The following is a 6,338-nucleotide window of genomic DNA, read 5'->3' as shown; positions in this document are numbered from 1 at the left end:
CCGGTGGTACATCCACGACAACAACCCCAGAGCGAACATGTTCTTCGCCCGCTCCGCGTCCTTGCGCGCCAGACCGCTGTCCTTCAACGCCTCCAGCGTCAGCGTCGTCAACGGCACCTTGTGCAGATGGAAACCCTCCAGCGAACCGTCCGTCAACGGATCCGCCGCGTAACCCACCTTCGCCAGAGCCCTCTTCGTGAACTCGTCCGTGTTCACGATGATCTCCGCACCCCGCGGCAGATCCGCCAGATTCGCCTTCAACGCCGCCGGATTCATCGCCACCAGCACGTTCGGCGCATCCCCCGGCGTCAGGATGTCATGATCCGCGAAGTGCAACTGGAACGACGACACACCCGGAAGGGTCCCGGCAGGCGCCCGGATCTCCGCCGGAAAGTTCGGCAGCGTGGAGAGGTCGTTGCCGAACGACGCCGTCTCCGAAGTGAACCGGTCACCGGTCAGCTGCATACCGTCACCGGAATCACCGGCGAAACGAATGATCACCCGATCGAGTCTGCGGATCGGCTTGCCGGGCTTCACCGGAGGGCCGCCCGGGGCGGACGGTCCGGCGGGTGCTGCCGCACCCGGGCGCGCGTCGCCGTGTCCGGCGCGGGCCTCGTCGCCGTCCGAGCCGTCCACTGCCTCTGACTGATCGACCTGACTGGTCACTGCCGCGGACCTCCTCGTGGGCGCACCACCGCGGGCGCGGCCCCGTGCCCCGTCCGCCTGGTGCACCTCTCGCATCCTATGCGGGCCGACACGACGGCGGCCGGAACCACGGCAGTTATTTCACCGGCCCGCGCCTACACCGCACATGGAGATTAACGCCCGCCCGCCGGAGATCATTCCGGCTCGGACGGGCGGGCGCGAGCACTTGGGAGGCGCATGGCCGAGATGCGCTCCCCGGGGACCGCCCCGGGGGCCGGGGCGACGGAACCGGGGCGTCGGGAGTCGAGGCCGGGCGCGTCAGGAGTTGAGGTAGGTGAGCACGGCCAGCACCCGGCGGTGGTCCTCGGCGCTCTGGGCGAGTCCCAGCTTGAGGAAGATGTTGCTGACGTGCTTCTCCACCGCGCCGTCGGAGACCACCAGCTGCTTGGCCACCGCCGCGTTGGTGCGGCCCTCCGCCATCAGCCCGAGCACCTCGCGCTCCCGCGGCGTGAGATTGGCCAGAACGTCGCCCTTGCGGCTGCGGCTGAGGAGCTGCTGCACCACCTCCGGGTCCAGTGCGGTGCCGCCCTCGGAGACCCGGACCACCGCGTCGGCGAACTCGCGCACCTCGGCGACCCGGTCCTTGAGCAGGTAGCCGACGCCCCGGGTGGAGCCGGCCAGCAGCTCCGAGGCGTAGCGCTCCTCCACGAACTGCGACAGCACCAGCACACCCAGCTGCGGGTACCGGCCGCGCAGCTCCACGCAGGCCCGCAGTCCCTCGTCGGTGTGGCTCGGGGGCATCCGCACGTCGGAGACCACGACGTCCGGCAGGGCGTCGGCCGCCGCCAGGTCGTGGATGGTCTTCACCAGGGCCTCGCCGTCCCCGACCCCGGCGACGACCTCCAGGCCGCGATCGGTGAGCAGCCGGGTCAGGCCCTCCCTCAGAAGTACGGAGTCCTCGGCTATGACGACGCGACGCATAACGACCTTCCCGGCAGGCGTGTGCTGACGGGAGTCAGTCTCCCCCATCCCGGGGCGTGTCGAGGGCCCGGGCCCGGCCACGGCTCGGCCCGGCCCGGACGCCCCCGGCGGGGCTCACATGGTGCGGATCGCCACCGCGTCGCAGAGCCCCTCCAGGGCGGCCTTCGCCGCGCAGTCCGGCAGCGGGGCGAGCAGCGCCCGGGCCTCCTCGGCCCGGCGCAGGGTCTCGGCGCGGGCGCGCTCCAGCGCCGGGTGGGCGCGCAGCAGGCGCAGGGCCTCGGCGTGCAGCTCGTCGTCGGAGAGGTCCTGGTCGAGCAGTTCGCGCAGCCGGGTGTCGGCCGGGTCGGCCGGGTCGGCGGGCATCTGCTGCAGCAGCAGGGTCGGCAGGGTCGGCACGCCCTCGCGCAGGTCGGTGCCGGGGGTCTTGCCGGACTCGTGGCCGTCGCTGGCGATGTCCAGCACGTCGTCGGCCAGCTGGAAGGCGATGCCGATCCGCTCGCCGAACTCGCCGAGGGTGTCCACCAGCTCGCGCTCGGCACCGGCCATCAGCGCTCCTATCCGGCAGGAGACGGCGATCAGCGAGCCGGTCTTGCCCTCCAGGACGTCCAGGTAGTGCAGCAGCGGGTCCATGTCCGAGCCGGGGCCGCGGGTCTCCAGGATCTGGCCGGTGACCAGCCGCTCGAAGGCCTCGGCCTGCATCCGCACGGCCTCCGGGCCGAGGTCGGCGAGCACCTGGGAGGCGCGGGAGAACAGGAAGTCGCCGGTGAGGATGGCGACCGAGTTGTCCCAGCGGGAGTTGGCGCTCGGGGCGCCCCGGCGCACCGGCGCCTCGTCCATGACGTCGTCGTGGTAGAGCGTGGCCAGGTGGGTCAGTTCGACCACCACGGCGGCGGGCACCACGCCGGGCGCCCCCGGGTCGCCGAACTGGGCGGCCAGCAGCAGGAGCAGCGGACGGAAGCGCTTGCCGCCGGCCTCGAGGAGGTGACTGGCGGTGACGGTGATGAAGGGGACGTCGCTCTTGACGGCCTCGCCGAGCGCCGCCTCCACCGCGTCCAGTCCGGCCTGGACGTCCCGGGTCAGGTCGCGGTCCTGCACGCTGAGCCCGAAGGGTTCCACGACGGTCACGAAGACCACTCCTCTGTCCCTGGTCGATCTAGCGGCCTGGTCCCTGAGTGCCGCCGCTGGCCATACAGGCAGGGTATCCGGTCGCGAGTGGATCACTGCACGGGCGTGCGGATCCTGTCATGATCGGGCCTGATGCCCTGGTCAGGGCGGCTGTGCGGGCCGGACGGCGGTGGGGGTGAATTGGGCTGGAAATAAAGGTGGGAGAGCTCCTCGGAACTCCCCCGGCCCCGGCTCCCGACACAGACCCGTCCGGGCCGCGCGGACTGGGCGCGGCCCGGACGGGGCCCTGGTCGGGGGCGTCGGACGTAAAGGTCAGCGCACGAACAACGAGGCCTTGGACGCGAGGTCGAGGAAGTACTGCGGGAGCAGTCCGAGACCCAGCGTGACCAGCACCCCCACCCCGATCGCGGTCGCCGTGAAGGCGCTCGGGATCGCCACCGTGGGGCCGCCCGGCTGCGGGTCCGAGAAGAACATCAGCACGATGACCCGGATGTAGAAGAACGCGGCCACCGCCGAGCTCAGCACACCGACGACCACCAGCGGGGTCGCCCCGCCGCTGGCCGCGGCCTGGAAGACCGCGAACTTCCCGGTGAAGCCGGAGGTCAGCGGAATCCCGGCGAAGGCCAGCAGGAACAGCGCGAACACCGCCGCCACCAGCGGCGAGCGCCGCCCGAGCCCGGCCCAGCTGGACAGGTGGGTCGCCTCGCCCTTGGAGTCGCGCACCAGGGTGACCACCGCGAACGCCCCGAGCGTCACGAAGGCGTACGCCAGCAGGTAGAACAGCACCGAGGAGATGCCCTGCTTGTTGACGGCGATCACGCCGGTCAGGATGAACCCGGCGTGCGCGATCGAGGAGTACGCCAGCAGGCGCTTGACGTCCTGCTGGGTCACCGCGAGCACCGCGCCCACCACCATGGTGAGGATCGCCACGCCCCACATCACCGGCCGCCAGTCCAGCCGCAGGCCCGGGAAGGCCACGTAGAACAGCCGCAGGAAGGCCCCGAAGGCCGCGACCTTGGTGGCCGCCGCCATGAAGCCGGTCACCGGGGTCGGCGCGCCCTGGTAGACGTCCGGGGTCCAGGAGTGGAAGGGCACCGCGGCGACCTTGAACAGCAGGCCGACGGCCAGCATCGCCAGGCCGGTCAGCACCAGCGCGTCGCTCTGGGTGGTACTCAGCTGCGCGGGGGTGGTCATCGCCTTGCCGGAGATGACGTCCCCGATGTCCCCGAGCTTCACGCTGCCCGCGTAGCCGTACAGCAGCGCGGTGCCGAACAGGAAGAACGCCGAGGCGAAGGCACCGAGCAGGAAGTACTTGACGGCCGCCTCCTGGGAGAGCAGCCGGCGGCGCCGGGCCAGCGCGCACAGCAGGTACAGCGGCAGCGAGAAGACCTCCAGCGCCACGAACATGGTCAGCAGGTCGTTGGCGGCGGGGAACAGCAGCATGCCGCCGACGGCGAACATGGTGAGCGGGAAGACCTCGGTGGTGGCGAAGCCGGCCCGGACCGCGGCCCGCTCCTGCTCGCCGCCGGGGGTGGCGGCGGCCTGGGCGGCGAAGGCGTCGGCGGGCAGGCCGCCGGCCTTGGGCTCCAGCCTGCGCTCGGCGTAGGTGAGCACCGCGACCACGGAGGCCAGCAGGATCACGCCCTGGAGGAACAGCGCCGGGCCGTCCATCGCGACCGACTCCATGGCCAGCAGGTCGATCCGGGTGAAGCCGTGGCTCTGCACGGCCAGCACCACCACCGCGACGAAGGCGCCGACCAGCCCGGCCAGCGCGAGCGTCACCTGGGTCCAGTGCCGGTACCGGCGGGGCACGAAGGCCTCCACCAGGACGCCGGCCACGGCGGCGGCGAACACCACGAGCATGGGCGAGAGCTGCCCGTACTCGATGTGCGGCGCCGGAATGCTGGCGGTGTTGCCGCCCGCGGCGGCGAGCATTGCGGTGGCGCTCACTTCTGCTCCCCTCCTGAGGTGGCGGCGACCGGGTGGGCCGGCGCCGGGTCGGTCTGGTGGATCTGCGAGAGCGTCGCGTTCACCGAGGGGTTGACCAGGTCGGTGAGCGGCTTGGGGTAGACGCCGAGCAGGATGGTCAGCGCCACCAGCGGGCCGACCACGGCGAGTTCCCGGGCCTTGAGGTCGGGCATCGCGCGCACCCCGTCCTTCACCGGGCCGGTCATGGTGCGCTGGTACAGCAGCAGGGCGTACAGCGCGGCCAGCACGATGCCGAAGGTCGCCACGACGCCGATCGCCGGGTAGCGGGTGAAGGTGCCCACCAGCACCAGGAACTCGCTGACGAAGGGGGCGAGCCCGGGCAGCGACAGGGTGGCCAGGCTGCCGATCAGGAACGTCCCGGCGAGCACCGGGGCGACCTTCTGCACGCCGCCGTAGTCGGCGATCAGCCGCGAACCGCGACGGGAGATCAGGAAGCCGGCCACCAGCATCCACGCCGCCGTCGACAGGCCGTGGTTGACCATGTAGAGGGTGGCGCCGCTCTGGCCCTGGCTGGTCAGCGCGAAGATGCCCATGATGATGAAGCCGAAGTGCGAGATCGAGGCGTACGCCACCAGGCGCTTGATGTCCTTCTGGCCGACCGCCAGCAGCGCGCCGTAGACGATCCCGATCAGCGCGAGGACCAGGATCGCCGGGGCGAAGGTCTTCGAGGCGTCCGGGAACAGCCCGAGGCAGAAGCGCAGCATCGCGAAGGTGCCGACCTTGTCCACCACGGCGGTGATCAGCACGGCGGTGCCGGCGGTGGACTCGCCCATCGCGTTCGGCAGCCAGGTGTGCAGCGGCCACAGCGGGGCCTTCACCGCGAAGGCGAAGAAGAAGCCCAGGAACAGCGCCTTCTCGGCGGTGCCGGTCAGCTGGAGCCGGCCGTCGGCGATCGCCGAGGTCAGCGTCGGCAGGTCGAAGGTGCCGAAGCCCTGGTCCTGCGCGATCACGTACAGGCCGATCACCGCGGCCAGCATCACCAGGCCGCCGAGCAGGTTGTAGAGCAGGAACTTCACGGCCGCGTAGGAGCGCTGACGCGCCGACTCGGGGCCGCCCGCCCGGTCGCCGAAGCCGCCGATCAGGAAGTACATCGGGATCAGCATGGCTTCGAAGAACACGTAGAAGACGAAGACGTCGGTGGCGTAGAAGGAGACGATCACCATCGCCTCCACCGCCAGGATCAGCGCGAAGAAGCCCTGGGTCCTCCTGCGCCCCTCGAAGGTTTCGGGGGCGACGGTGCCGCCGGGGCCGGCCGGCCCCGGATCGGCGTCGTGCCAGGAGGCGAGGATCACCAGCGGCACGAGGACGGCGGTGAGCAGGGCGAGCACGGCGCCGATGCCGTCCACGCCGAGCGAGAAGGTGATGCCGAAGGAGCGGATCCAGCTGTACGACTCGTTCAGCTGGAAGCGGTCGCCGTGCGGGTCGAACCGGGTCGCCACCACGGCGGCCAGCACCAGGGTGACGGCCGAGACGCCCAGCGCGACGGCCTTGGTGTTCCTGCGCCGGCCCTCGGAGGACCCGGCGGGCAGTGCGGCGGTCAGCACCGCGCCGGCCGCCGGTACGGCGCAGGTGGCGGTCAACAGGACGCTCATGCCCGC

The 6,338-nt window shown here is 71.5% G+C and carries 5 protein-coding genes; all 5 read right to left on the bottom strand.

What is annotated here, in order from left to right:
- On the bottom strand, nt 1–666 hold a 666-nt coding region (locus ACFWP2_RS33080), incomplete at its 3' end, for a 2-oxoacid:acceptor oxidoreductase family protein (protein ID WP_380458391.1).
- Nucleotides 667–963: 297 nt separating this feature from the next.
- Entirely contained in the window at nt 964–1,626 is a 663-nt protein-coding gene (locus tag ACFWP2_RS33075; RefSeq protein ID WP_380458389.1) for a LuxR C-terminal-related transcriptional regulator, read from the bottom strand.
- A 114-nt stretch (nt 1,627–1,740) separates the two neighbouring features.
- Nucleotides 1,741–2,751 carry a polyprenyl synthetase family protein gene (locus tag ACFWP2_RS33070; protein WP_380458387.1) on the bottom strand — a complete coding sequence of 337 codons (1,011 nt, stop codon included), beginning with the start codon at nt 2,749–2,751 and terminating at the stop codon, nt 1,741–1,743.
- Between the two features lie 312 nt (nt 2,752–3,063).
- The gene (gene nuoN, locus ACFWP2_RS33065; RefSeq protein ID WP_380458399.1) at nt 3,064–4,686 is read right to left on the bottom strand and encodes an NADH-quinone oxidoreductase subunit NuoN; all 1,623 of its coding nucleotides are present in this window, start codon (nt 4,684–4,686) and stop codon (nt 3,064–3,066) included.
- A gap of 11 nt (nt 4,687–4,697) precedes the next feature.
- On the bottom strand, nt 4,698–6,332 hold the full coding sequence (locus ACFWP2_RS33060; RefSeq protein ID WP_380458385.1) for an NADH-quinone oxidoreductase subunit M: 1,635 nt from the start codon (nt 6,330–6,332) through the stop codon (nt 4,698–4,700).
- Nucleotides 6,333–6,338 lie beyond the last annotated feature (6 nt).

Source organism: Kitasatospora sp. NPDC058444, assembly GCF_042721415.1.
Lineage (GTDB): Bacteria > Actinomycetota > Actinomycetes > Streptomycetales > Streptomycetaceae > Kitasatospora.
This window is presented reverse-complemented; position numbering and strand designations above follow the sequence as displayed.